19 protein-coding genes, 1 tRNA gene and 1 riboswitch are annotated in these 24,026 nt (G+C 52.9%); of the genes, 10 read left to right on the forward strand and 10 right to left on the reverse strand.

Features of this window, described 5'->3' with window-relative positions; translation table 11 throughout:
* The first annotated feature begins 56 nt into the window (after positions 1-56).
* The 3 genes from B9T62_RS34240 to B9T62_RS34250 are packed head-to-tail and all read left to right on the forward strand — an operon-like array spanning position 57 to position 4,180.
* Positions 57-1,958: a cache domain-containing sensor histidine kinase gene (locus tag B9T62_RS34240; protein ID WP_245864210.1), complete on the forward strand. Its 1,902-nt coding sequence runs from the start codon at positions 57-59 to the stop codon at positions 1,956-1,958.
* Positions 1,955-3,505: a response regulator gene (locus tag B9T62_RS34245; RefSeq protein ID WP_087919339.1), complete on the forward strand. Its 1,551-nt coding sequence runs from the start codon at positions 1,955-1,957 to the stop codon at positions 3,503-3,505. The genes B9T62_RS34240 and B9T62_RS34245 overlap by 4 nt, the downstream gene beginning before the upstream one ends.
* Positions 3,506-3,538: 33 nt before the next feature.
* Positions 3,539-4,180, forward strand: a complete 642-nt coding sequence (locus tag B9T62_RS34250; RefSeq protein WP_087919340.1) for a histidine phosphatase family protein — start codon at positions 3,539-3,541, stop codon at positions 4,178-4,180.
* 65 nt (positions 4,181-4,245) lie between these two features.
* Here B9T62_RS34250 and B9T62_RS34255 read toward each other — a convergent pair whose 3' ends face one another.
* The 3 genes from B9T62_RS34255 to serS all read right to left on the reverse strand — a co-directional run bounded on the left by B9T62_RS34255 (position 4,246) and on the right by serS (position 9,091).
* Positions 4,246-5,526: an MFS transporter gene (locus B9T62_RS34255; protein WP_087919341.1), complete on the reverse strand. Its 1,281-nt coding sequence runs from the start codon at positions 5,524-5,526 to the stop codon at positions 4,246-4,248.
* Positions 5,527-5,791: 265 nt separating this feature from the next.
* Positions 5,792-6,712 carry an ArsR/SmtB family transcription factor gene (locus B9T62_RS34260; protein ID WP_087919342.1) on the reverse strand — a complete coding sequence of 307 codons (921 nt, stop codon included), beginning with the start codon at positions 6,710-6,712 and terminating at the stop codon, positions 5,792-5,794.
* A gap of 1,080 nt (positions 6,713-7,792) precedes the next feature.
* Positions 7,793-9,091 carry a serine--tRNA ligase gene (gene serS, locus B9T62_RS34265; RefSeq protein ID WP_087919343.1) on the reverse strand — a complete coding sequence of 433 codons (1,299 nt, stop codon included), beginning with the start codon at positions 9,089-9,091 and terminating at the stop codon, positions 7,793-7,795.
* A 413-nt stretch (positions 9,092-9,504) separates the two neighbouring features.
* Here serS and ssuE point away from each other — a divergent pair, with 413 nt between their 5' ends.
* A complete protein-coding gene (ssuE, locus tag B9T62_RS34270; RefSeq protein ID WP_087919344.1) occupies positions 9,505-10,059 on the forward strand; it encodes an NADPH-dependent FMN reductase in 555 nt (184 codons plus the stop codon).
* Between the two features lie 543 nt (positions 10,060-10,602).
* On the opposite strand, the gene B9T62_RS41050 is transcribed toward ssuE, so the two are convergent.
* Positions 10,603-10,929, reverse strand: coding sequence for a hypothetical protein (locus B9T62_RS41050; RefSeq protein ID WP_245864746.1), 327 nt, complete (start codon positions 10,927-10,929; stop codon positions 10,603-10,605).
* Here B9T62_RS41050 and tnpC point away from each other — a divergent pair.
* Positions 10,816-12,090 carry an IS66 family transposase gene (gene tnpC, locus B9T62_RS34275; protein WP_245864716.1) on the forward strand — a complete coding sequence of 425 codons (1,275 nt, stop codon included), beginning with the start codon at positions 10,816-10,818 and terminating at the stop codon, positions 12,088-12,090. The genes B9T62_RS41050 and tnpC overlap by 114 nt on opposite strands.
* A gap of 611 nt (positions 12,091-12,701) precedes the next feature.
* On the opposite strand, the gene B9T62_RS34280 is transcribed toward tnpC, so the two are convergent.
* The 4 genes from B9T62_RS34280 to B9T62_RS34295 form a co-directional block, all read right to left on the reverse strand.
* Positions 12,702-13,733 carry a ribonucleotide-diphosphate reductase subunit beta gene (locus B9T62_RS34280; RefSeq protein ID WP_087919346.1) on the reverse strand — a complete coding sequence of 344 codons (1,032 nt, stop codon included), beginning with the start codon at positions 13,731-13,733 and terminating at the stop codon, positions 12,702-12,704.
* A 270-nt stretch (positions 13,734-14,003) separates the two neighbouring features.
* A complete protein-coding gene (locus B9T62_RS34285) occupies positions 14,004-16,337 on the reverse strand; it encodes a ribonucleoside-diphosphate reductase subunit alpha (RefSeq protein WP_087919347.1) in 2,334 nt (777 codons plus the stop codon).
* A gap of 56 nt (positions 16,338-16,393) precedes the next feature.
* Positions 16,394-16,909, reverse strand: a complete 516-nt coding sequence (nrdG, locus tag B9T62_RS34290; protein WP_087919348.1) for an anaerobic ribonucleoside-triphosphate reductase activating protein — start codon at positions 16,907-16,909, stop codon at positions 16,394-16,396.
* Positions 16,906-18,891, reverse strand: a complete 1,986-nt coding sequence (locus B9T62_RS34295; protein WP_087920538.1) for an anaerobic ribonucleoside triphosphate reductase — start codon at positions 18,889-18,891, stop codon at positions 16,906-16,908. The genes nrdG and B9T62_RS34295 overlap by 4 nt, the downstream gene beginning before the upstream one ends.
* A gap of 192 nt (positions 18,892-19,083) precedes the next feature.
* Positions 19,084-19,318: riboswitch (cobalamin riboswitch) on the reverse strand.
* A 336-nt stretch (positions 19,319-19,654) separates the two neighbouring features.
* On the opposite strand from B9T62_RS34295, the gene B9T62_RS34300 reads away from it, so the two are divergent.
* The 4 genes from B9T62_RS34300 to B9T62_RS34315 all read left to right on the forward strand — a co-directional run bounded on the left by B9T62_RS34300 (position 19,655) and on the right by B9T62_RS34315 (position 21,728).
* Complete coding sequence (locus B9T62_RS34300; RefSeq protein WP_087919349.1) at positions 19,655-19,963, forward strand: MTH1187 family thiamine-binding protein; 309 nt, start codon at positions 19,655-19,657, stop codon at positions 19,961-19,963.
* 4 nt (positions 19,964-19,967) lie between these two features.
* The gene (locus B9T62_RS41385; protein WP_087919350.1) at positions 19,968-20,324 is read left to right on the forward strand and encodes a beta-ketoacyl synthase N-terminal-like domain-containing protein; all 357 of its coding nucleotides are present in this window, start codon (positions 19,968-19,970) and stop codon (positions 20,322-20,324) included.
* The gene (locus B9T62_RS41390) at positions 20,302-21,156 is read left to right on the forward strand and encodes a beta-ketoacyl-[acyl-carrier-protein] synthase family protein (RefSeq protein ID WP_087919351.1); all 855 of its coding nucleotides are present in this window, start codon (positions 20,302-20,304) and stop codon (positions 21,154-21,156) included. The genes B9T62_RS41385 and B9T62_RS41390 overlap by 23 nt, the downstream gene beginning before the upstream one ends.
* 500 nt (positions 21,157-21,656) lie before the next feature.
* Positions 21,657-21,728: transfer RNA gene (locus B9T62_RS34315), tRNA-Thr, on the forward strand.
* Positions 21,729-21,809: 81 nt separating this feature from the next.
* Here the strand turns inward: B9T62_RS34315 and B9T62_RS34320 are convergent.
* Complete coding sequence (locus B9T62_RS34320; RefSeq protein WP_087919352.1) at positions 21,810-23,042, reverse strand: tyrosine-type recombinase/integrase; 1,233 nt, start codon at positions 23,040-23,042, stop codon at positions 21,810-21,812.
* Between the two features lie 105 nt (positions 23,043-23,147).
* Here B9T62_RS34320 and B9T62_RS34325 point away from each other — a divergent pair, with 105 nt between their 5' ends.
* Positions 23,148-23,477, forward strand: coding sequence for a LytTR family transcriptional regulator DNA-binding domain-containing protein (locus B9T62_RS34325; protein ID WP_087919353.1), 330 nt, complete (start codon positions 23,148-23,150; stop codon positions 23,475-23,477).
* A 167-nt stretch (positions 23,478-23,644) separates the two neighbouring features.
* Here B9T62_RS34325 and B9T62_RS34330 read toward each other — a convergent pair whose 3' ends face one another.
* On the reverse strand, positions 23,645-23,860 hold the full coding sequence (locus tag B9T62_RS34330; RefSeq protein WP_087919354.1) for a helix-turn-helix domain-containing protein: 216 nt from the start codon (positions 23,858-23,860) through the stop codon (positions 23,645-23,647).
* Between the last annotated feature and the right edge of the window lie 166 nt (positions 23,861-24,026).

Here is a 24,026-nt window from a genome sequence, read left to right on the forward strand (position 1 = left end):
TTTTGGGTTCTTGGGTAACATGCAGAAGTAACAGGTACAGCGGGGGTGGCAGAAGCGTGAAATCGAACAAAGACAGAGCCGCCGTATGGAGTTCATTTATGTACTGGTGGGGGAGGCGTTCCCTGCAGAGCCGGCTGCTGGCCGCATATATATTCATTGTTCTTGGACCTTGCCTGATGGTGTCGGTCTATTCCTACCAGGCGATTAATAACACGTATATGCGTGATGCGATCGCTAAGAACAGCTATGTGCTGGACATGGAGAAGCAGCATATTTTTAATCAGGTTGAAGCGATGGAGCGGGCCGTGCAGATGGCCTATGAAGACAAGGAAGTTGTTGATTACCTTACGAATGCAAGCGAGCCTGAACTGGAGAAGCTGGTGGAGTTCAACACCGGAACTCTAGTAAATATGGCACGCATCCAATATAACAATCCCAACATTGAGCATTTACGCTTGTATTCGAAAAGCACGAAGCTGCATGAGATTTCACCGATTGTGTTCCGGGAAGAGCGTGTAGCGGGTGAGCCGTGGTTTCAGAAGGCGATGAAACTGGAGGGGCGGCAGTCCTGGTCGTATCTGAGTAATGATCCCGATCTGATGCAGCGCTTCATAGGTCAGACGTCCAGACCCACCCCCAAAGTATCGCTGCTGCGGGAGATGAACCGGCCGACAGGCAACCATATCGGCATGTTTCAGGTCGACATGCTGCTGGAGCGGTTTACACCGAGGACGTATGCTGCAGCACAGGATAACCAGACTCAGATGTTCCTGGTGGACGAGGAGCAGCAGATATTTACCAGGCGGGACCCTTCTTTTCTCAAGGATAACCCACGGATGGCTGAAGCGATCCAGACCCGGCTGCAGGCCTACAGGGAAACCGGAGAATGGAACATTCACTATACGGAGAACGGCCATTCGTTTCTGCTGCTCTTCACCCCGCTGGATCGAATTCATGCGTATCTGCTCAATGTAGTTTCCATGGAAGAAATCATGAAGGATATTTCCAACACAAGGAATCTGATTATCGGGGCCAACGTCGGATTTATTGTGCTGTTAAGTGTGATTGCCTATGTGCTGAATGCTTTTATTCTGAAGAATCTGCGTCTGTTGACTGATACGATGAAAAAAGTGCGCCGGGGAGAGGCCTACAGCGGGATTCTGATTAAAGGCGGGGGCGAAGTGGGCGAGCTGGCCCATCACTTCTCGAAGCTGATGAATACGATCAACACGCTGGTAGCCCAGGCGGTGCACAAACAGGCGCTGTCCAAGGAAGCCGAGCTGCGGACCTTGCATAATCAGATTGATGCCCACTTCCTGTATAATACCCTGGAGAATATCAAGATGAAGGCCGAAATTGAAGATCAACGGGCGATTTCCGATGCGCTCACCTCTCTGGGCGGAATGATGCGTTATAACTTCAAATGGTCCGGGGAATATGTGAAGCTGCGGGATGAGATCCGCCATATCGAGAATTACATTGAGGTTATGAATATCCGCTTCGAACATCCGGTACAGCTGAAGCTTCATATTGAAGCCATTTATCTGGAGCTGGAGGTGCTGAAGATGTCTCTGCAGCCGATTGTGGAGAACAGTGTGAAGCATGCCTGGTCCACGGGCGACGAGGAAGCGGAGAACCGGATGATTCGGATTGAGGTGTCAGAGGCGGATGGCGAGATTGTCATCGCCGTTCATGATAACGGCACCGGTCTTGCGACTGAGAAATTGTCAGCGCTGCGCACCACGCTCTATGCTCCCGAGGAACAGGCGGACGATTTCAGCGGATCACGGGAGGGCGGACGCCGGGCTGGCGGCATTGGACTACGGAATGTGCACCAGCGTCTGCAATTGTTCTATGGCGAGGTTTATGGGCTGGAAATACACAGCGAAGCGGGAAGCTGGACAACGGTCTTTATGACCCTGCCCAAAGTTCTTTTGACGGGAGACCCAGAGCGATGATTAAACTGCTGATTGTAGATGATGAGAAAATGATCCGCCAGGGTCTGAAAACCATGATTGAGCGGGAATATCCCGGTGTGTACAGGATTGAGATGGCCGGAAACGGCGCGGAGGCGCTGGAGCGGTTCCGGCAAGAGCCGGCAGATATCCTGATTACGGATATTCGGATGCCGGTTATGGATGGAATTACCCTGCTGGAACGTCTGGCTGCCGGGGCGGGAAACGGAGTGGAGCCGGCAGTTGTGATTCTGAGCGGCTATGATGATTTCGAATATGCCAAAAGCGCGATCCGTTACCGGGTGAAGGACTATCTGCTGAAGCCGATCCGCCGCGATGAGCTGTTCGGCAGTCTGGAACGGATCATCAAGGAGCGGGAGCAGCAGGGACTTGAGGCCCGCCGGATGGAACTGGAGACGGAGAGCTACCGCAAGGAGCTGCGGACCAGCAGGCTGCGCAGCCTGCTGATGCTGGGTGAGGGCCAGCCGGAGCCTGAGGTGCAGGCAGAGCTGGAGCAGCTTCGGTTGCCTTTTATCGTAGGCGTGCTGAATTATCATTATACTGACGGCACCCGCATGAAGCCGGGAGAGGTGCAGGGCATGCTGGAGCGGTTGTCCGGACGCCTCGACCAGAGGTTTACGGAGATCCTGACAGACTGGGAGGGCAAGCTGGTATTGATCGGGCAAGACAAGACCTGCTTCCTTGAGCTGGCTGCTAAGGCTGAAGCCAGGGAATTGAAGGGGCTTGTAATCGGGATCAGCGGAACGGGCTTGCTGCCGGCAGAGCTGCGTACCTGCTATAAGGAAGCCTGCCGGGCGTTACAATATGCTTTTCTGTACCCTCAGGCGGGATTTATCGACTTCGAGGAGATTGTGGAGAACCGGCTAAGGTTTCCTGTGCCCGAGGAGGAACTGCGCAAGCTGCTGAATATGCTGGGCACCGGCCGGGAGAAGGAGATGAAGCAGCTGCTGGCGGTGATTTTTCAGACAGAGCACCTGAACGATCTGGACCTCTCCTACCTGGAGGCGGCGGGCCGCAGTATGAATGAGCGTGTGCTGGATGAAGTGTTCCGCATTCATGGGGAGGCTTCGGTTGAAGTGTTGAAGCTGTACCGTACCGTAGGCAATATGTATAACTTTCGCCATTTCCATGACTACTACCGGGCGCTTGAACATCTGCTGATCAGTGTGGGCGATTATATTATGGGCGTAAGATCGGTGCATACCGAGCATGCGGATATGAAGGAGGCGCTAAATTATATCAACACCCACTATGCCCGGCCGCTGAATATGGCGATGGTCAGCAATCATGTTTCGCTGAATTATTCCTATTTCAGTGAGGCCTTCAAGGCCTACACGGGAGAGAGCTTCGTGGTGTATCTCAAAAAAGTGCGTATAGAGCACGCCAAGCAGCTGCTGGCTAAAGGCAGTCATCGGCTGGCAGAGGTTTCGGAAGCGGTAGGCATCGAGAACAGCAAGCAGTTCGCCCGCGTCTTCCGGGAGCTGGAGGGCATCTCGCCCGCTGAATACCGGGCCAAATTAATGTTATAATGGCGGCATATTCAGACGGGAGGAAGATGACCAATGAATCTAACCACCACCATTTATTTGACCCGCCATGGGGAGACGGAATGGAACGTGCAGCAGCGTATGCAAGGCCATCAGGATTCACCGCTTACCGCGCTTGGAGTGAAGCAGGCGGAGTGGCTGAGCCGCGGGCTGCTCCGGGAGCCGATCGACGTGATCTATACCAGCCCGAGCCGCCGCACGCAGCGGACGGCCGAAATTATACGGGGGGAGCGGGAGATTCCGGTGTATCCGGCGGAAGCTTTTATGGAGATAGGCATGGGCCCGTGGGAAGGCAGGAATACAGCGGAACTGAGGGAAGCATATGCTGAGCCATACCGCAACTTCTGGGAAGATCCCGGGAAATTCGAGGTGGAGGGCGGAGAGACTTTCGCGCAGGTACAGGCCCGGGCGCTGGAGAAGCTGCAGGAGATTCTGCTGGCTCATGAAGGCCAGTCGGTCTTGATTGTTACCCATACGGTGGTAATCAAGCTGCTGATGGCGTACTGGGAACAGCGGAACCTGCTGCAGCTCTGGGATTTGCCCTACATCTACCCAACCTGCTTGTGCCAAATCGAATTCGCCGGTGGGACTCCGCGAATTCTGCTCCACGGCGACACCAGCCATTATGAGGAGAGTGAAGCCGGAATGGAGGGGTAGCCACTGCGCTGCGCATGGTGTAAGGATCGCGAAAGATCAATAGAGTATTGGGCAGGCGATATCCTTCAAGCAGGGATATCGCCTGTTGGTGCAGCTGGGCCGGGAGGGAGCTTCCGCCGGACTTCCGCCTTCAGGGCGGAGAGATCTCCATTCAGCATCCGCAGGTTCGGAACAAACCATGCGGCTGTACAGTAGAGTGCGGGCATCAGGCCGGCAGAGAGAACCAGGATCCGTACGCCGTAATGCTGGGCAATTGCACCTCCCGCCAGTGCACCAACCGGAAGCAGGCTGCTGGACAGCAGGAAACGGATGGAATTCACCCGGCCCTGCAGGTGATTCGGGACCAGTCTTCCGTGCAAGGAAGAGCTTAGTGAGCTGAAGAAGGGGGTGGTAATTCCCGAGAGGAACAACGCAGTAAGCACCAGCGGGTAGCTGTCGGTCAGGCCCAGGAACGAGACGGACAGGCTGGTGGCTGCCAGTGTGCCGAGCATGACAGGAGTCCGCTGCTTGATCTCGCCTACCCAGGAGACAATGCCCAGCCCGGCTAGGGTACCCAGCGCAAAGGCCGAGGATAACGTCCCCATCGCTGCGGCATCCCGGTGGAGGACTTCGTTGACATAAGGGACCATTAGGGTCCAGATGGCAAAAGAGCTCATATTACTGACAGCGGCCATGCCCATGATCAGCAGCATTGCCGGGAATTGCTTATAGAAGGAGAGACCATCGCCAATCTCTCCGATATACGCTGTGATGGAGAAGGCGGCAGAACTGGATTTGGCGGGTCTGTCCTGGTTCGGCAGGTACAGCAGTGTGAGGATGGCTGCTGTATAACAGACTGCATTAATCCCCATTGCGGGCAGCGCGCCTGTAGCTGCGATCAAGGTTCCGGCCAGCGCCGGGCCCAGCAGGGCGGCGGCATTCCTGCAGCCGTCGATAACGGCGAAGGCCCGCATCAGCCGCTCTTCGCCGGCAATGCCGGGCAGGACGGCCATGGCCGTCGGCATGAACAGGGCGGAGCAGGCTCCGCTCAGTCCAGCGGCCACGAACAGATGCCACAGCTGGAGCTGTCCGGCAAGCCCCATGGCCAGCGGTAGCGCCAGGGCGAGCAGGCGCACGGCCGCGAGGCTGGCCATCAGCCGTCCGCGGTGCAGCCGGTCTGACAGCGGCGAGCCAAGCAGGCGCAGCAGCAGCTCGGGAATGGTAGAGCTGAGCGCCAGCGCGCCCATCGCCAGCTTGGAGCCGGTGATCTCATACACCATCCACTCCATGGCCAGCAGACCAAAGGTATCTCCAAAGGAACTTAGGGTAATCGTAGTAAGCAGACTGTAATAACTGCGTTTGTGCACGGGAAATCATCTCCTTAATTAAGTTGGTAGTGCTTAAGTATGTAATCCTGCGAAAGTGTAAGTATCGTTGTTATCTGCATTTTTTAATTTTAAAATTTGCTGCGTTATAATTACGGATTAGAGAGTGCCGGGAAGTCTCTGATTGAGATTCGGACCGGTCAGGCCTGAACCTCCATGAGAGGAGAATTCAGACCCTTCCAGACCAGAACGGCCTGGAGGGGGCCGTTCTGGTCTGGAAGAGCCGTTCTAAAGACTTAGCCGGGCATCAGCTCTGCAGGAAGTCGCCCATCTGTCCGGGCAATCCCTGCAACGCCTCCAGCCGCAGGCTGTATTCAATATTACGGGACTCCATACTTCTGCTGTTGTAATGTACAATAACCAATCCGGCTGAACGCAATGCGATCAGATGATAATGGATAGTGCTCTTGGAGAGGCCGATACTGCGGACGATATCGGTGAACGTCAGCTGCTCCTGGGCCAGCAGACGCAGAATGCACAGCCTTGTCTCATCCGACAAAGCACGTGTCAGCCGGAGCAGACCCGGCGCTGGACGGCCTGGCTCCGGAGTGATTACGTCCGCAGAGTAGCTGGTAAAGGCCATTTCGTCGAAGAAGGACGAGGTAACCAGCGGGCGGGCATGGTATTGAGGTGTAATGACAACATGCTTCAGCTTGTCATTCGGATACAGCCGCATGCCGCCGGTAACCTCCTCATACAGCTCCATGACGCCCCCTGGGTGTATTTGCAGCCTGCGGTTATCCGCTTCCCGCTGCAGACCCTCCAGAATAGCGGGGTTGACGCTGCTGAAATAATGCGCATCCCATTCACGCAGCACCTCAGATACCAGCCCCCGCAGCTCGGGAAGGTTGGCCGGGATGGTCTGGCCGCATTCGGCATAGATTTCATACAGCTGGCCGGCGGACAAATCCTCGAACCAATCCAGGAACCCCGAAACTGTACGTTCTCCCGGACAGCGCCAGATGCAGGGGGAGAGGGAGTAATCATTGGCTGCTTTGATGTTATTGCGCATCTTCTGCAGGGTAACCGGCGCGAACCGGTCCTGCACCTCGCGCACCCAGAGCTTGCCCGCCTCCAGCGCGTTATGATTCTGTTTCGCCATAAAAACAGACATGCTGCTTACACATTCATAAATTGGTGCAAAATCAACTTCAAGAGTATATTCCATGGGTACGAATCCTTTCTATCCTTGAACTATAAGAAGGTATAAGTGTGATCCGATACGTTAACCTTCTATTTCTCGCAGAAACACCGGGTGGGTTCGGTATGACTATGGTTTGGACTGGCTGCTACGAGCGGACGGTGTAATTAGTATGTTGTTAATAATATTGTGTTCTATAAATATAGAACCTATATCTGGTTTTATCATATACGAACTGATTTGTGATTTCAATATATATTTGCGTCTGGATAATGCCTCGACTTCAGGCTGCTTGCTCCTCTGCAGATTCTGCGGCCGAAAGAAATGGAATAAATGCCTTGCCGAGGTGGGGCAGCACGCTTCCCAACTGATCTGCGGATTTAGTTGCGAAAGTGCAACTATTTTGCTGATTTTTTGTGTTTTGGAGGAAATAGATGCAAAAAGGCATCTAATTTGGAATTTTGAGTTTTACTGGACTGATTTATTCAAAATAGTTGCAGAATCGCACTTATTCGCCTCATAGTTGGCAATTCAGCTGAAAATAGTTGCAGTTTCGGTTACTACTTAGGACCCTGCGACACTCCAAGCCCTTGAACTAGGTAACCTGCATTCTAGCGGACCGTATAGCCCCTAAGTCGTCAAAACAGGCTCAAAGCGAGGGTTTTCTGTGATATAGAGGCTCCTGGGTCCGTTAATCCTGCAAAACGGCCTATGTACAGCAAATAGAGGCTCCTGAGTCCGCAACCGTCTGAAATCGAAGCGAGGGTTACGAGCGAAGAGGGCTAGGGGACCTAGGTAGTAACCAGTTTCGCATCTATTTGCTCCCAACGTTCCAGGGCAACAATCTACATCCTCGTAAACCTAAGTAGTCACATTCCTACGCACCAGTCAGACTTCGGGAGAGAGCGAGTAGATTGCGGTATTCGAGCATATTTGGCCGGACCTGCTGGAGATTAGTTGCAGAATCGCAGTTGTTCGGTTGCTTACTCGGGGGCTGGAGTGCTCTCATCACCGCAGCAGTATATCCAATGCCCGAAACTTAAGACAAGCAAGCCCCATCTTCGGGGCTTGCTTGTCGACTAACGTGTTTTTTTCCAGTGCGGCGAATTAAAGCTCATATTGTGCGGGAGGTAGGTCCAGTTTCTCCTTGCCGTTCATATATTGACGCAATGCCTGTGGAATATAAATCGAGCCATCCTCCTGCTGATGGTTCTCCAGCAGCGGGATCAGAATTCTTGGTGTAGCTACCGCCGTATTATTCAAGGTATGGCAATACTGCAGCCGTCCTTGCTCATCACGGTAGCGGATATTGGAGCGCCGGGCCTGGAAGTCCAGCAGATTCGATGCCGAATGCGTCTCGCCATAGGCCTCACGGCCGGGCATCCAGGTCTCAATGTCGTATTGCTTGTGCGTCTTCAGCGACATATCACCCGTACAGACCGCCATTACGCGATAAGGCAGCTCCAGCAGCTGCAGAATGTATTCGGCATTCGCCAGAATCTCCTGCAGCATACGCTCCGAAGCTCCCTGATCGCTCCGGCAAAAGACTACCTGCTCGATCTTCGAGAATTGGTGCACCCGGTACAGGCCACGCACATCGCGGCCCGCCGAGCCGACCTCACTGCGGAAGCAGGCCGACATGCCGCCCAGCCGCATTGGCGTCTCCAGCTCCACAATCTCGTCGCTGTAGAGCGAGACCAGCGAGACCTCCGAAGTTCCGGCGAGCCAGCGGTTTTCTCCGGTCAGCTCATACGTCTGGTCTCTGCCGCCGGGGAAGAACCCCGTCCGCTCCAGAGCCTCCGGACGGACAATAACCGGCACGTCCATCACGGTGAAGCCGCGCCGGGTGAGCACATCCACGGCCAGCCGCTGCACAGCCAGGTGGAGGTCAAGCCCGGCCCCCTTCAGCACATAGCTGCGGGGGCCGCCGGCTTTGACGCCGCGCGGAAGATCAATAATCCCGTGCAGCTCGCCCAGCTCCACATGGTCACGCGGCGCGAAGCCGAACTCCGGCGGCTGCCCTTCCAGACGCAACAGCACATTGTCGCTGTCGCCCGAGCCAATCGGCGTATCCGCCGAGACCGGGTTCGGCGCGAGCAGCAGCAGCTCGCCGCAGCGGCGCTGTGCCTCGGCGAGCTTCGCCTCCAGGCTGCTGAGCCGCCCGTTCAGCGCCCGCACTTGTTCCTTGGCGGCCTGCCCGGCAGCCGAATCACCGCCGCGCAAAGCCTGCTCGACCTCTTTGGTCAGCGCGTTTCGCTGAGCCCGCAGCTGCTCCGTCTCCTGAAGCAGTCGCCGCTTGGTGTCATCCTGCTCCAACAGCTCCTCCAGCGGGAAAGCTACCCGTTTCCACTCTGCGGTATTCCGCACCAATTCCTCATTTTCCCTAATCCAGTTCATGTCCAGCATCCGTTTTCGCTCCTTTTTGTCTTCTAAAAAAACACAAAGACGCCCCTCATCCATGGGACGAGGAGCGTCAGCTCGCGGTGCCACCCAGGTTGACCGGATATCATGAAGCTAACAGCTGCATGAATCATCCGATCCTCTTTGGTCTTCGCGGTAACGGGCGAAACCCGGTGAACTTAGGGAGCACGAATAGCCTCCGGTCGCAGACGCCTCATGGTTGGATGCCGGTCATTGGCCTGATCTGGATTTAATATTGTTGCCTAGTATAACGCAAGATGCCGGCTCATGCAAGGCAGAATAAGGTTTGACAAGGGAATTGTCTCTTTGTTAGGATTATTAATAATTTAAAGTATTTATGTCGGAATTAGTCATTAGCAGCAGATACACAAGCTGAAGCAGATGGAAGAGGTGGAGAAGTGGCCAAAATTGTTGTAATCAACGGAACACCATCCCTGGTGTCACGAATCAATGCCGTTATTGAATATGCAGAGGCCGATCTGAGCGGCCGCGGGTTTGAAGTGGAACGGATTAATGTCGCGGAGCTGCCGCCGGAGGATCTGATTCACACCAAATTCGAGAGTGAACATATCGTCAAGGCGAACGGCCTGGTGGCCGAAGCTGATGCGGTTATCGTGGTTAGTCCGGTGTACAAGGCCTCTTATACCGGAGTGCTGAAGACATTTCTTGATCTAATCCCACAAAAAGGTCTGGCCGGAAAAATCATACTCCCACTCTTTATGGGCGGCAGTCTGGCACATTTGCTGACGATTGATTATGCGCTGAAGCCGGTGCTGTCCGCGCTGGGCGCGCGTCATATTCTCGGCGGCGTCTACACCGTGGACTCCCAGGTGGTGCGGGGCGATCAAGGCGAAGTTGCCATCGCAGAAGAGCTGAAGCTGCGGCTGAACAGCGTGCTGGAGGAGCTGGCGGAAGAAACCGCCCATAAAGCGGCCCGCAAGGAGCAGCTGTAAGCCTCGCCCGCAGCCGAAATCAAAGGCAAAAATGCCTTTGAATCTGCGCGATCCGCGCCCGCATCCCAGCCGTTTTTTCTACCGACAGCGCACCAGACCTCACCCCACAACAAACAGGCTGCACTCACCCCCAAGGTGGCTGCAGCCTGTTTGTTTATAATGGTACCCTTATGTGTTACTACTTAGGTTCCAACGAGGATTTAGAATGTTAATCCGGAACGTTCAACGCAAATAGATGCGAAAGTGCAACTAATTTCAGCCGAAACCTCTGTCAGGAGGCGATTAAGTGCGATATTGCAACTAATTTCGAGTAAATCAAGTTCTCAACGTTCAAACTCCGGAATTAAGTGCTTTTTTGCAACTATTTGCTCCAAAACAGAAAAAAACGGCTAAATAGATGCACTTTTGGTTACTACTTAGGACCCCCTTTTTTTCTCGATGTATATCATGCCCTAAAAACTGGGTAATGAATAGTACTCATACATAAGAAAGGAGGGGAGCATGTTGGGCGCTAGACGAAGGGAACGGATTCTTCAAGATAATTTAGAACGTACCGAACGTACCATCGCCGAGCTTCTCGTCAGACTGGACGAACAGCAAGTCCGCATCGCTGCCCTCACTGCGAAAGTTGAAACCCTGACCGCACAGCTCCAAGAACGGGATGCCAAAATCAAGGAACAAGAGATCGAAAACAAAGAGTTGAAGCGGCGGCTCGGGCAAGACTCGACCAACAGCCACTTTCCCTCTTCCCGGGATTTGAAGCGCAAACCACAGAACAACCGCACGCCGGGAGGGAAAAAAGGAGCGCCCAAAGGACATCCCGGACAGACCCTGAAGTTCTCTTCCACACCAGATGAAACGCTCACTCATCCCTTGACGGTATGCCCGGACTGCCAAACGTCTTTAGCAGACGTCCCCTCTGCCACCTACCAGTCGCGGCAGGTCTTTGAGATGCCAGAGCCGAGAATCCATATCACGGAGCATCGGGTGGAGCAAAAGCGCTGTCCTTGCTGCCACAAGAAGCAACAGGCGTCTTTTCCAGAGGGCGTGCGGGCGTATGTTCAATATGGCCCCCGGCTGACGGCTTTTTCGGCCTATCTGCATGGATACCAGTTGTTACCGCTCGCTCGTTTAAGCGAGCTCTTGCATGTCCTGACGGGATGCAAACCGAGTGAGAGGACCCTGCTGGGACAGATTGAAGCCACGTCCGGGACGTTGTCACCCTATATCGAGCAGATTCGGGAAGCCGTGCTGGGAAGCCCCGTCATTCATTCGGATGAAACGGGCGCCCGAGTCCAGCAGAAGGAGAAATGGGTCCATGTCAACAGCACCCCCGAATGGACGCTCCTGGGCGTAGCCACCAGCCGAGGAAGCGAAGGCATGAAAACCCTCCGGGTGCTGGATACGTATCAGGGAACGGTGGTTCATGACTGCTACGGCTCTTATTTCAAGCAAGACACCTTTGCCTTTGACCATGCCTTGTGCAATGCCCACCTGATGCGGGAATGCAAGGGAATTGCCTTGTACGACAAGCAGAAGTGGGCGAGCGAGATGCTGGATTTCCTTAAGGGAAGCTGGCAAATGGAAGAACAGGCGCGTCTGACGAATCGCCGGCTCAGCCAAGAAACGATCCGCCAGCTGGAAGAGCGCTACGACGAGATCCTGGGGCAGAGTCAGGAGGAACTGGCGAACGTCCCGATCCCGGCCAAGACGGGTCCGCGAGGACGCAAGAGCAACAGTAAGGCGGGCAATCTAGCCGCTCGCTTCATAAAACACAAGGAAGCGATGCTAAAGTTCTTGCACAACCCCGAGGTTCCGTTTGACAACAACCAAGCCGAGCGCGATTTACGCATGGTGGTCGTCAAACAAAAAATCTCTGGCTGCTTCCGTACCTCCGATTCTCCCGAGTGGTTTGCGGCCATCCGCAGTTTCATCTCTACCTTGACCAAGCAAGGACGTCCCGTTCTGGCTAGCTTAGTGCAGGCTTCTTCCGGCTCATTTTCCTTTACTCCTGATGAGGGTCCTAAGTAGTAACCACTTTTGCAACTAAATCAAAGGCTCGACTTAGGAAACCACTACGAAGTTAAATCTTCTATGCTCTCATCATACGAAGGCCTAAGCAGCAACCGAAACGGCAACTAAATTCAGCCGAAACTCCTATCAGGAGGCGAATAAGTACAAATCTGGTTACTACTTAGGCCTAACGAAAAATTATAGGGAAAATCTACCGCTAGTTGGTCTCAGAATGGGGATTCGATGGAGTTATAGGGAGTTTCTACCGCTAATTACGTGCTATCCGCTTCATAATGCCCTCGAAAGCCAATTTAGTGGTAACTTTTCCCTATATGTCATGAAAACCAAACACTAGCTGGGAGTTAACGGTAGATTTTCCCCATAGCCACCTATGTGTTTGGGCTTAGAACGCTCAAATCTATATGGGAAAAACCCGGGTCCTAAGTAGTAACCAAATCTGCAACTATATAAGATGAACTTAAGAATGGAGTAGTCGAGTTGTCAGAAAGCCTGATGCATAGGGCTTTCTGGCCGCTTCGTGTGTAACATTCTTAAGTTCACGTTCTATAACCTCGAGTAAATCGGGCCTGTTACGCTCAAATGCCCAAATGTGCTATATCACAAGCTTCCTACAAATCGTCGAACCCGTTATCGTCGCCGACCTTGCCGTAGTTGCGGGACTTGGCTTCGAAGAAGTCGGTTTTGGTCGAATTGAGCGCATCATCGGAGAACGGCTTGATCCAAGGCATGCAGTTGACGTCCACACCAGCGTAGGCTTTCTCCATTCCCATCAGCGTCAGGCGTTTGTTGGCGGTGTATTTGATGTAGTCACTCAGTTCATTCAGGTCGATGCCGCGCACGTTGGTGAGCGTGTAATGCGCCCAGTTGGTTTCCAGCTCCACGGCGCGGTCAATGGTACGGTACACGTAATCCATGTTCTCCGGCGTGTTCAGCTCCGGGAAATCGGCCAGCAGCTGCTTGAATACCTCGGCGAAGAAGTAGCAATGCTGGTTCTCGTCACGCTGGATATAGGAGATCATCTGGCTGGTTGACATCATCTTCTGGTCGCGGGCCAGGTTGTAGAAGAAGGCAAACGTACTGTAGAAGAAGATTCCTTCCAGGATCAGATCGGCCACCAGCGCATGGAAAAACGTCTGATGCGTCGGGTTGTCGCGGAACTCCTGATAGATGTCGGAGATGAACTGGTTGCGTTCCAGCAGCACCGGGTCCTTCTTCCAGTATTCAAAAATCTCCTTCTGCTCGCTGTCCGATACGATCGAAGAGAGCACATACGAATAGGACTGGTTGTGCACAACCTCCTGCTGTCCGATAATCGCCGAGATGGCCTCCAGCGAGGAGTCGGTGAAATAACGTTTCACGTCGCCGACGAACATCGTCTGCATCGAATCCAGCACCGCCAGCAGCGAAATGTTGATTTTGAACACACGCTGCTCCTCCGCGTCCAGCTGCGGGAACTGCTGGGCATCCTTGGACATCGGGATCTCATCGGCGATCCAGTGGTTCAGCAGCAGCACCTTGTACAGCTTGTACATATGCGGCATGCGGATATCGTTCCAGTTGAGTATCCCCGAGCACTCCCCGTCGATGATGCGGGTGGACTGGTTGGGGGCCTCCGTATTAAAAATCTTTTGCAGTTGCATATCTGCTTACCTCCATTATTGTGCCAAGCCAGAGTTGCTTGGTTGGTTTTGCTTGTCCAGTGATAGAGTCATGGAGAGGAAGTTTGGAACTGTAGGAGCGTTAGCGTTCGTCCTAAAGCTTTCTGAAGGAAAGCTCGCATCGTAAGCATAAGCTGTCTCCGGATTTAATCCGCTAGGAGCGGTACAAAATCAATAAATCTGGAGACAACAGCGACCGGAAGTCCAAACATTTCTCGCAATGACAGCTGATCACTGTAAATCTATCAAGCGTCAGCTGGCGCAGGAATCACATTCTTCTATCGTTAAAGCCCGGCTCCGTACATAATACGTCGACTTCAGTCCGCCCTTCCAGGCGTGCAGGTGCAGCTCCAGAAATTCGGTAGCCTTGATGTCCGGACGCACGTACAGGTTGAAGCTCTGGCCCTGGTCCACGTGGCGCTGGCGGGCAGAGGCCATGCGGATCGACCAGTTCTGGTCAATCATAAAGGCCGTTTTATAATACCAGATCGTCTTCTCGGACAGATCCGGGGCAGGATTGGCGATCTTATAGGTTGTCTTCTCTTCATAGGAGAGCAATTCATACAGCGGATCAATGCTCGCTGTAGAGCCGGCAATGATCGAGGTCGAGCCGTTGGGTGCAATCGCGAACAGCCAGGCGTTGCGCACGCCATCCTCGGCGACTTCCTGCTGCAGCTGGCGCCATTGCTCAGCTGTTACATATTTGCCTTCCTGTTCTCCGCTGGTGTAGCCGCGTGAAGTGAAATAGCTGCCGTTCTCCCAATCGGAGCCGGCGAATTTCGGATACTTGCCCTTCTCGCGGGCCAGCTCCATGCTGGAGCGGATGAGCAGGTAGTTGATGTGCTCATACAGGTGGTTGTTGTATTCCACCGCTTCCTCGGACTCCCAGCGAATGCCTTTGAGCGCCAGCAGATGATGCAGGCCGAACGTGCCGAGACCGACTGCGCGGTACTGGCTGTTCGTGTACTGCGCCTGCAGCACTTCGATATTGTTGATGTCGATGACGTTGTCCAGCATACGGACCTGGATCGGCACCAGACGCTCCAGCACACCGGCGGGAATAGCGCGGGCCAGGTGAATCGAATTCAGGTTGCAGACAACGAAATCGCCGGGCACCTTGGAGATGATGATGCGTGTCTGGCCATCCTTCGTAACCAGTTCCTCACTCTCAATCACGGTAGCTGATTGATTCTGCATAATTTCCGTGCAGAGGTTGGAGGAGAAGACCATTCCCTGATGGCGGTTCGGGTTGGCGCGGTTAACCGTATCGCGGTAGAACATATAAGGCGTTCCTGTCTCCAGCTGCGATTTCATAATCCGTTTCATGATATCAATCGCCGGAACTGTGATCCGCGACAGCTCCAGATTGGCTACGGCTTCCGCATACTTATTGCGGAACTCCCCGTTGCCAAGCTCAGCGTCATAATAATCCTCCAGGCCCAGCGGACGGCCACTCGCGTCCTTCCAGCCCATGACCTTCTTGACTTCATGCGGGCAGAAGAGGCTCCAGTGGCCGCGCGATTCCACGGCCTCCATGAACAGGTCCGGCAGGCAGACGCCGTGGAAGACGTCATGGGCGCGCATCCGCTCGTCGCCGTTGTTCAGCTTAAGGTCGAGGAAGGCGAGAATATCCTTGTGGAACACGTCGAGGTAGACCGCGACAGCGCCTTTGCGCGTGCCCAGCTGATCCACGCTGACCGCGGTATTGTTCAGCTGGCGAATCCACGGGATGACGCCGGAGCTGGTATTCTTGTGGCCGCGGATATCGGAGCCGCGGGCCCGGATTTTGCCGAGATAGACGCCGATGCCGCCACCCATCTTGCTCAGGCGGGCTACGTCGGTGTTGGAGTCGAAGATACCCTCCAGCGAGTCGTCGACCGTATCAATGAAGCAGCTGGACAGCTGTCCGGCGACTTTTTTACCTGCATTAGACATGGTTGGTGTGGCTGCGGTCATATAGATGTTGCTCATTGCCCAGTAGGCTTCCTTCACCAGCTCCATCCGCCGTGCTTCAGGCTCGGTGTGCATCAGATACATCGCAATCACCATGTAACGCTCCTGCGGAAGCTCCATCACACGGCCATCGAAATCATGGGCCAGGTAGCGGTCGGACAACGTAAGCAGACCGATGTAATCGAACAGCAGGTCACGGGTATAGTCAATGCAGCCGCCCAGTTCGGCGATCTGCTCTTTGGTGTAGTGGGTCAGCAACTCCTCGCGGTAGATGCCTTTCTTGACCATATCGGCAATCAGCGGGTACAGCTCACCGTATGGCTCGTCGGGATAAGCTTTGTAACGGCGGTTGACGGCGGCTTTCTTATATAGATTCGTCAGAAGGGAACGCGCAGCGGCGAACTTCCAGTCGGGTTCCTCCTTGGTAACCAGCTCCAGGGCACTCATCGTAAAAGCGGTGCTGATCTCTTCTCCGCTGACCTCGTCGCGGCGCAGCTTGGAATTCACCCCGCGCAGCAGGGTTTCCTTGCTTAGCTGATCAAGGCCGGAGAGGACACGGTCGGCGTACACGGAGAGGCGGATTTCATCAAAGGCCAGCTGGCGGTTGTCGGGTTTCACTACGAGTTGTGGCATGGGTTAGTTCATCCTTTCTGATGTGGGCTAAATTTGCAATATCAAAAATTGATCTATCACAGCGCAGAAGGCTGCCAATGAATGACTTCATGGCAGGCTATGCTGGCTGGAATATCAATAATACGCTGGTTGCTGCTTCCCCGGTAATGCAGGGTGGTATCCTTCAAGTTTTGTACGAAACGTCCGTCGATCAGCACCTGGCACTCAGCCAGCAGCTTCCCTTCGGGCGAGCCGGGAACGGCGGTAATCTCTTCATAGGTGTAGCCGCTGTAAATCCAGATCGGGAAGCCCGGCAGCGCGGTACGCAGCTCATGAATGAACTCTACCGTCTCCTCTGCCGAGAAAAAAGGGTCACCGCCGGCCAGGGTCAGCCCGTCCAGCAGGGGATTGGCAGCTATTTCGGTGATGATCTCCCGCTGGCGCTCCAGGGTGAACACTTCACCATAGTTGAAGTTCCAGGTTGCCGGGTTGAAGCACTCTGGGCAGCGGTGGCGGCAACCACTGATGAAGACGACGGCCCGGAGGCCTTCGCCCTCATTAATGGATTCCGGATAATAACCGCAGATGTTCATAGATGTTTGACCCGGTCCCGCACCTCAGCCTGCTTGGCGGCATTGAAGCGGGTCTGGTAATCCCCGGTCAGATAACCGGTTACCCGGCGCAGGCGGCGGATATGAACCTTGTTCTCGTCCGCTCCGCAGGAAGGGCAGTGGCTGCCGATGACACCTTCATGTCCGCAGGCCGAGCAGCGGTCGATGGGGTGATTGATGCTGAAGTAGCTGATCTGCTGCTCCAGGGCATACTTAATGATTTTGACAAAAGCAGCCGGATTGCTGCGGGCATTGCCGTTTAATTCAACATAAGAAATAGCGCCTGCGTTGCAATGCTCATGGAACGAAGCTTCCAGGCTGATCTTGCGGGCTGCAGGGAGGTCATAATAGACCGGGATATGAAAAGAGTTCGTATAATATTCACGGTCCGTTACACCCGGAATGGAGCCAAGCAGCTTACGGTCCACCTTGGTGAACTTGCCGGACAAGCCTTCAGCCGGAGTGGCGAACAGCGTAATGTTCAGATCCAGCTCTTCGCTCTTGCGGTCGCAGTATTCGCGCATATGGCGCACGATGGCTACGGCCTTGGCATGGATGCTGTCATCCTCGCCATGATGCTTGCCGTACATGGCTTTCATGCATTCGGCCATCCCAATGAAGCCGATGGAGAGGCTGCCGTGCTTCAGCAGTTCGCCGACGCTGTCCTCAGGGGCTAACTGCTCGCCGCCTTCCCAGACACCTTCGCGCATCATGAAGTCGGAGGCTTTGGCTTTCTGTGCCGCCTGGATGCGGAAGCGGTGAAGCAGACCTTCCAGGGCAATGTCCATATAATAATTCAGGTCCTCATAGAAGCCGTCTTCGTCGGCAGTGCTGCGGCGGCCGGTAATTGTGCCGTGGGCCAGCCCGAGACGCACCAGATTCAGCGTATTGAAGGACAGGTTGCCTTTGCCTGAGCAGTGGTTGCGGCCGAAGCGGTCGCCCAGCACGCGGGTGCGGCAGCCCATAGTGGCGAATTCCGTATCGGGATCACTTGGATCATAATACTGGATATTCAGCGGAGCGTCCAGATTGGCGAAGTTGGGATAGAGTCTACGCGCAGAGCATTCTGCTGCTTTCAGGAACAGCTCATAGTTGGCATCGCCTTGTCTTTGGTTGATCCCTTCCTTGCACTTGAAGATCTGAATCGGGAACACCGGCGTCTCGCCGCTGCCCAGCCCGTTCATGGTTGCGCTCAGCAGGGAGCTGATCACCATCTGCCCTTCGGGTGAGGTGCAGGTGCCGTAGTTGATGCTGGTGAACGGAATCTGTCCACCGGACCGGCTGGACATCGTATTCAGGTTATGTATCATGCTCTCCGCTGCCTGAAGCGTTTCACTTTCCGTTTCCTTCAGTGCATAGCGGAAGGCACGCGGATATTGCTCCGCCAGATCGCTGCGGCTCATGGAGATCTCGCCCGTCACGTCATGGACTTGTCCTTCTTCGAAGTAGTCGAGACCCTTGCGGAACAGCTTGGCGAAGGATTTAGTAACATACGGCGCCAGATCATAGTCAAGCTTATTGGCCGATACGCCGCCGTATTGTGCATTCTGCTGGGACTGAAAAATAATCGCCACCAGCGACATGGCGGTCATGATCGAGTTCGGAGGCCGGACGCTGCCATTGCCGGTGTTGAAGCCTTCACGGAGCAGACGCTCAAACGGTATAAAGATGCAGTTGGTCGTTCCGATGGCGTACTGATCCAGGTCATGTACATAAACGACATTATCGAGTGTCGCCTGCACCAGCTGTGGAGGCATGGTGAAGTTGCGTGCATACCATTTGGAGTATTCACTGCCGAACTTGCTCATTTTACCGGAGAAGCTTTCCCCGTTCAAATTGGCGTTCTCACGCAGCATATCCAGATCCGTACTGTCGATAATACCGCGTCCCAGCTCAATAACTTCCTCCAATAGAACTTCCTGTACATTCTTCGTATCGCCTAACCGTTTCTCCAGCAACGTCATAACTCTGCTCTCTCCTCTCGGTATATAACAAACATCTATATAATCATAGAAAAAGGCACCCTCTGCCGAGGTAGCAGAGAATGCCCGTATGCGCAGCAGAAATACCCGGTTCGGATATTTGCAGTGGTCTTCAGGTGAAGCTGGCCGCATGCGGACACCTTCCCTGTTCCTCGCAGGATTAATCTTAACGTATAGGTGTCGGTGAAACAGGCAGGTTTCCTGGCTTCCGGCATGCTGTCCGGCGCCTTCCCAAGGGGCTGACAGCCCTCAGTGGCCCTGGCCGGCAGAAGGGGTCTTAGAGCAGCCGCTGAGGCTCCCCTGAAACCATCCGGTTACAGTGGCGGGACCGCAGCGGATTCGCACCGCGCTTCCCTATTAAGCTCTGAATCTCTTACAGAAGCAGAGCACCTATTTCACTATATTTTGTTGTCGTTTGATAAAGATAACCCAATATATAGTGTTTGTCCATCATTTTTTCGCAATCCCATGTCTGGCGCGGGTTCCCTGTATATCCTCCACAATTGATCCACAGCGCAGCCCGGAGTAATCCACAATGTATCCACAAGTACAGTCTGAAAGGTTCATGAATTCTCTGAAAATATGCCACAAAGAGTCCATAATTATAGTGACGGCTGACACTTGAGCGGCAGCTTGCCACCAAACGACAGCGTTCGCCTGTCTGCGCAGAATCATTGTTTGTGGGAGAGCATGGGAGTTGTTACAATAGAAGGGTCTAAAGACTCAGAAAGCAGGAGGAATTATAATGGCGATTGCTGAAGTTACGGTTATACCGATTGGAACGGGCAGCACCAGTCTAAGCAGCTATGTTGCCGATATGCAGCGGGTGCTGAAGACCATAGAAGGAATTACGTATGAGCTTACGTCGATGGGTACCATAATCGAAGGGCCGCTCCCGCGTATCCTGGCCGCCGCTGAGGCGCTCCATGAATCTCCGTTCACCGCCGGTGCGCAGCGCGTATCGACCTCGCTGAAGATTGATGACCGCCGGGACAAACCGTCCACCAGCCGCGGGAAGCTGGAAGCGGTGGAACGTAAGCTGAGGGAGGACTAGGGTCATGGAACAGCGGATAGTAATCACTGGGTTCGGGATCAAGGTCCCGGGTGGGGACGACCATGAGGACTATTTACAGCATCTGCTGAGCGGAAGCTATCATTTTACCGCCACAGACCATCTGACTCCCCATGGAGAGACTCTGCTGCTGGGAGAAGTTACAGGAGGCCTGGGAGAATTGGATCAGAAGCAGTACCGGACGCTTCCCCGCACCTCCAAGCTGGCAATAGCTACTACTATAGAAGCGCTTGCGATGGCCGGTCTGGACCCTGGGGGGTGGACCGGCGGACGGGTGTTTTTTTCGGGACTACAATGGGGGCACTACGCCTCTGGAAGAGATGATCGAATACTCCGCCAATGACAGATTCCGCGAGATGCCGGTGTATTGCTGCGGACTGGTGCATTATCATAGTCTGGCTTCCTCGATTTCAAGCTTTTTTCAGCTAAAAGGAATCAGCAAGACACTGACGACCGGCTGCACTGCCGGGATCGAAGCGATGGAGGACGCCATGATGTATCTGCGCGCCGGCCGCATACATCAGGCCATTGTAGGCTCCTCGGACAGCAGCAATAACAAGGTGACGATCTTTGGCTTCGGCAAAATCCGCGGGCTGCCCTTTAACCAAAGCGTGGAGCAGGCCGGATCGCCGTTCAGCAAGCGCAGCAAAGGGTTTATTCTGTCGGAAGGTGCGGCGACCCTGATTCTGGAAACCGAGGAGCATGCGCGTTCGCGCGGGGCGGTGATCTATGGCGTGGTCGATGAAGTGTGCTCCAATAATGATGCCGAATCCATCAATGGCCAGGACAAGCACGGCGAGAACATGAAGCTGGCGGCAGAGGCCGTGCTGCAGGGCAGAACCCCTGACTATTACAACAGCCAGGCTCTGGGTTATGCTTCCAATGATGAGATTGAAGCGAAACTCTCGGCAGATTTTTTTGCGGACAAGGTTCCGGTAACCTCCATTAAAGGTCTGATCGGTCATCCCTTCAGCACCAGCGGGTTAGCTCAGATCATCGCCACCTTGCTGGGCTTTCAGCATGAATTTATCCCCAAGACGATCCGAACCGATCAATATGGCTACGAGCAGGTTCCCCTCATCCTAGATACTATACATAAAGCAACAAATGAAGTGCTGGTGACCAGCCACGGTTACGGCGGCAACAATGCCTGTGTGTACCTGACGCGGGAGTAGATTCAATAGAACAAGGATGTTTGGGGAGGCAGTTTTTATAGTTGGAGCCGTTGATTTAGTTGCAGCTTCGGTTACTACTTAGGTGTCAGCGAGGATGTAGAAGGTTACTCCGGAACGCTCAACGCAAATAGATGCAAAAGTGCAACTAATTTCGGCAGAAACCTCTATCAGGGGCGATTAAGTGCGATATTGCAACTAATTTCGAGTAAATCAAGTTTTCTACGCTCAAAAGCTGGAATTAAGTGCCTTTTTGCAACTATTCGCTCCAAAACGTAAAAAATCGGCTAATTAGATGCACTTTTGCAACTAATTTATTTGGCTCGGGCTTAGGAAACCACTTCGAAGTTAAATCTTCGATATTCTCATTATACGGAGGCCTAAGCAGTAACCAGTTTCGCTCTGCGTATTCAGCTGCAAGAAAAAAATTGCCTTTTGCGCCGAACGGAGTATAATGGATTTTGCTTGGCAGATTGGAGTCCTGATCTGGAAGCAAGATTCATGCTGGTGTAGCTCAGGGGTAGAGCAACGCACTCGTAATGCGTAGGCCGGGGGTTCAATTCCCTTCACCAGCATACTGAAATCCCTTATGCGGCGCGGCTTTCCAGCATTTTGGAGGCCGCGCCATTTTTGTTCTTCTACCATTCTTCTACCCTTTATTCAACTAAAGTATCATTCGGGGTAGATTCTTCTACCAGAACAGGCGCCAAAACAGGCTTGCGATCTCCTGTGATGGAGTCGCCGATATTCCTTAAAACTGCCTCCTGCAGATTCGGCAGTACGTGGGAGTATGTGTCTAGGGTAACATTGATTGATGAATGCCCTAGGCGCTCCTGGACGATCTTAGGGTGTATACCAGCCTTTAGCAGCAGTGTGGCATGAGTGTGCCGCAGATCATGGAAACGGATGCGGGGGAAATCAATATAGGGCTGACCAGCATCTTTAAGCTGTTGCTGTTCTTTCTGAATTTTCTCTATAATCAAATAGTAATTACGCATGAGATTCCGGGGATTGAGAGGTGAGCCCACACCACTCTGAACCACAAGCCCACTGTCATGGTATAGGGGATTATCTTTCGATAATTCATCAATTCGGACATAATGATCCCGTAGCATGTTGACTGTATTTTTGAATAGCGCTATGGAGCGCAGACTGCTCTCATTTTTGGTATCATCGAAGTCATGTCCAACTTCAGCCAGCGTATAAGCTTGACGTACGGATAGCATATTCCTGTTCAAGTCTACATCCTTGCGTCTGACCGCAAGAATTTCACTTTGGCGCATTCCGGTTGATGCGGCCAGTTCGAATGCAACATGATACTGATCCTGAGCTGCATATTCCAGAAAAAGATTGAGTTGTTGTTCATCCCACACTTCAAATTTAACCTTCTTGCTCTGCGGCAGGCTGACTGCCATGGCAACGTTCTGGTTAATTTCTCCCCATACTACTGCTCTGTTCAGCGCATCCATGATTAACACATGAGCTTTTTTGATAGATCCTGTCGCTAGTTTGGGTAGCAATGTCTTGTGATATAGATCATGGAAGTCCTGGGGTTTTAGGCTAATAGCCTTTTTATTACCGAGAGCCGGAACAATATGAGTAGTCACAAGCCATTCATAGGATTTCCAGGTATTATGTTTGACTACTGTTCGTTTATCTTCAAGCCATTTCTCCATAATCTCTCCGAACGTTTTCTTGGTTGGCTCAACGTATTTCCCCTTTTGAAAGGCACTTAAAATATCCGGCATAGCTCTTTCGGCATCCTTTTTTCTGTCAAAGCCGCCATCCGGTCCTGAAATCCATTTGCGCACCCTCTTGTTAGTCACCTCATGTTTAGTCTCGATCACGATATAATATTTTTTTCCTTTTTGTGCAATATGCCCTCTCATAGTACCCCTCCTAGTTGTAATTAACTGAGACTGTAATATTTTATGCAATGCCAAGCTGCGATCTGTGTCGTATGATTTTTTGTAAAACACCTTAGAGGAGACATCATGAAACGTAAAATGAAAACATTAGACACAGGATCAGGTGTGGGCGAAATAATGGAAGTAGATCTGGCGGACGTCAATTATATTGATCTATGGCATCGCACGAAGAACTCGAACACGAAGCTAGCTTATCATAATGCTGATGGATCATTTCACGATTTAGATACTTTGGCAGACGCAGCAGAAGCATACAAAGAGGATGGATTTGTTCTTATCGGCAGGACAGCGCTGGTTCAAGAATCTAAAATCAAAGATATAACATCCATAGAGAACAATGGGTCATTGATTACATTCAAGGATGGAGTGAAATTATATGTTTTAAAGCAAGTTTGAATTAAATTGTCAACCCCTTCACTGGTGCTGAAGGGTCGCTTTCGTTCGCCATTTTACGACAGCGTTTTCTAACACAGCCTGCTATATTATGTATATCAACAAACTGGATCGGCATCTAGTACGTGTACAACATTACTTTATTCCCAAGAGCAGCATAGCTACTCCCGCTATCGCAGATCCCATTGGTGCAAATCTTCAATCTGGCAGTCCAGATGATAGGCAATGTTAGCCGCCCTGCTTAAGGTCATATCGGGATATCTCATCTTAATGATGTCAGACATCTGTTGCTTACCGATACCAAGCTTATCCGCCAACCATTGTTGATTTTTTCCCATTCGCACCAGTAACTCAGGTATGCGACAGCGAATGGGAACAAGCTCCATCGCACTGCCACCTCATTATACTATTTTTCTGGAACGTTTACGAACATAAGTTCCTATGTTAATATGATTAATAACTCGACATGAATCGGACGGTGAGGTTATGAATAATGAACAGAAGCGTCTTACTGAGTTATCCTTATTTATCATTAAAAAGATTGGCATCAAT

The sequence above is a fragment of the Paenibacillus donghaensis genome, from assembly GCF_002192415.1.
Taxonomy (GTDB): domain Bacteria; phylum Bacillota; class Bacilli; order Paenibacillales; family Paenibacillaceae; genus Paenibacillus_AQ; species Paenibacillus_AQ donghaensis.